The 2,331-nt window shown below is 76.1% G+C and carries 2 protein-coding genes; both read left to right on the top strand.

From position 1 onward, the window contains the following. The first annotated feature begins 1,129 nt into the window (after nt 1-1,129). Complete coding sequence (locus tag AOK09_RS33760; protein WP_055591035.1) at nt 1,130-1,477, top strand: DUF6504 family protein; 348 nt, start codon at nt 1,130-1,132, stop codon at nt 1,475-1,477. Between the two features lie 13 nt (nt 1,478-1,490). Further along, nucleotides 1,491-2,186, top strand: coding sequence for an SAV_6107 family HEPN domain-containing protein (locus AOK09_RS33765; protein ID WP_157876144.1), 696 nt, complete (start codon nt 1,491-1,493; stop codon nt 2,184-2,186). Nucleotides 2,187-2,331: the final 145 nt, after the last annotated feature.

The raw sequence follows: 2,331 nt of genomic DNA on the forward strand, positions 1-2,331 counted from the left end.
CCGTACGGGCGCCGAACACCGCAGGCCCGTACGGGCCCCCCGTCGACGAAGAGGGATCTCACTTGCGCAAGCGAACGTCACGACGCCGACTGCCCGCCGCCATCGCGATAGGCGTGGCCACGGCAGGCTGCATCGCCCTTCTGCCGCCCGCGTAGGCGGCGGGCGGCAGAAGGGCGATGCAGCCTGCCGTGGCCACGCCTATCGCGATGGCGGCGGGCAGTCGGCGTCGTGACGTTCGCTTGCGCAAGTGAGATCCCTCTTCGTCGACGGGGGGCCCGTACGGGCCTGCGGTGTTCGGCGCCCGTACGGGCGCCGAAGTGTTCGAGGACGCCGGTACCGCCGCTGCCCGTGCGGCCGGCCGGCGGGGTGGCGGCCGGCGGTGCGTGGGTCCGGGCCGGCCCGGCGGCTGTGCTGCCCGCCCGGCCGTCCTCGGCGACGACCGGCTCCCATGAGCAGGGACGCTTCATGATCGGCAGTCAGTTGCACTTGGCTGTAAGGGCGTTGATGGCGGCGGGCCGGGTGGCGATGCTGCGGCCGACGGGGCGGGCCACCCGTACGGCGTGCGGGCGCGGAGCCGCCCGGCCGGGTTCCCCGGCGCGCGGGCGCTCTCGGTCGGCTCCCGGCCGTTCGTCCCTGGCCCTTCGCCACTGGCTCGCCGGGCCGCACAGCCTTCGGCGCCGTGCGGGCCGGGCCCCTCCGGCGGCCGGGGCAGGCCCGCCGCCTGCCGCGGTCCCTCCTGGCCGGCGGCGGCCCTCTGTGGTCGCCCGGTCGCCGCAGGTCACGGGCATGTCGGGCCGGGTGGGCGGCCCGGGGAAGGTCTGCGGTCCGGGGCGTTGTCAGTGGTGCCGTTCACCATGGGACTGTGCGGGCCGTCCGGGCTCGTACGGGCAGGCCGAGGGAGGGGAATGGCGTTGACGCGGAGTCCGCGCAGGGGGTTACCCTGAGAGTGTTCGAACGAAGGTTCGAACAGAGGGTGAGCGGGGTAGTCCTCCGACGAGGACAGCCGGCCCGGTCACCGGTCGCGGAGAGGTACGGGGGAGACCCGGCGACCGGGTACGGCACCGCCCGCCCCGAGCGGAGTCGCGTCGGCAGCCCGAACCGTCGGCACGAGGAACAGCTAGGAGGCACGATGACCAGGCGCCATGCAGACCCGGTCGAGGTCCGGGGCACCGGCGACAGGCCCACGCACTTCCTCTGGCGCGACCGGATCTACGCGGTACGGGAGGTGCTCGGCCACTGGAAGGAGAGCGGGCCGTGGTGGGAGGAGGCCCGGCGGGCCGGTGCTCCCGGCGGCGCGGGCCGCACCCTGCCGGTGGCCGAGGCCCCGCCGATGACCGCGCTCGGTCGCTGCATCCGCACCGAGCGGGAGGTCTGGCGGGTCGAGGCGAGCCCGGGCCGGACCTTCGCGGCGGGCGTGTACGACCTCAGCCTCGACCCGGAGGCCGGCCGCTGGACGCTCACCAGGACCGCGGACTGAGGGGGTGGTGCAGATGACGGTCACCGGCGGCGACGCCCGTGTCTTCCGGCTGGACGGCGGCACCCCCGAGGGGATCTTCCCCGTCCAGCAGAGAGCGCTGCCCCAGCAGCCCGCCCGCCCGGTCGGCGGCTACGGCACCCCGCACCGCAGGCCCTCCGACGTCCATCCCGTGCTGCGCCGGGCCGCCGCCCCGCCCGCGGCCCTCGATCTGCTCGCCCAGGCCCAGCGCACCCTGGAGGGCGCCCGCGGCCTGGAGGACCCCCTGGAGCGCTACGCCGCCGCCCACCTGGCGGCACTGCGCACCTCGGCCGCCGTCCTGGCCGTGCGGGGCCGCCCGGAGAAGAGCCCCCGCCGCCGCAAGGCCATCCGCAGCGCCTGGGAGGTGCTGCCGGAGGTCGCCCCGGAGCTCGCCGAGTGGGCGGTGTACTTCGCCGCGGGCGCCCGCAAGCGCGCCGCGGCCGAGGCCGGCATCCAGGGCGCCGCCAGCCCGCGGGACGCCGACGACCTCATCCGCAACACCGCGCTCTTCCTGCGGATCGTGCAGCGGCTGCTCTCGCTGCGGCCCGCAGCCTCCGCCCCCGCGCTCCCGCTGGAGGACTTCGAGGACGACCCCGGAGACTTCGGCGTCCTCGACGACCTCGACGACCTCGACGACCTCGGCGAAGGGGAGGGGGGTGACCCGGCGCCCCCGATGCCCCGTACCGGCTGACCCCGATCCGTACCACCTCCCTGAGGAGTCCCCTTGAGCACCGACGACTCCTTCGCCCGGCGTCCGGGGCGCGGCTCCGCCGCGGGCAGCCCCTTCGCCCATCTGCATGTGGCCTCCGGCCACTCCCTGCAGTACGGCACCTCCG

It is taken from the genome of Peterkaempfera griseoplana (assembly GCF_001418575.1).
Lineage (GTDB): Bacteria > Actinomycetota > Actinomycetes > Streptomycetales > Streptomycetaceae > Peterkaempfera > Peterkaempfera griseoplana.

What these genes read in the sequence shown, in the direction of transcription:
- AOK09_RS33760 (WP_055591035.1), top strand. Translation starts at nt 1,130, where the DNA reads ATGACCAGGCGCCATGCAGACCCGGTCGAGGTCCGGGGCACCGGCGAC.
- AOK09_RS33765 (WP_157876144.1), top strand. Translation starts at nt 1,491, where the DNA reads ATGACGGTCACCGGCGGCGACGCCCGTGTCTTCCGGCTGGACGGCGGC.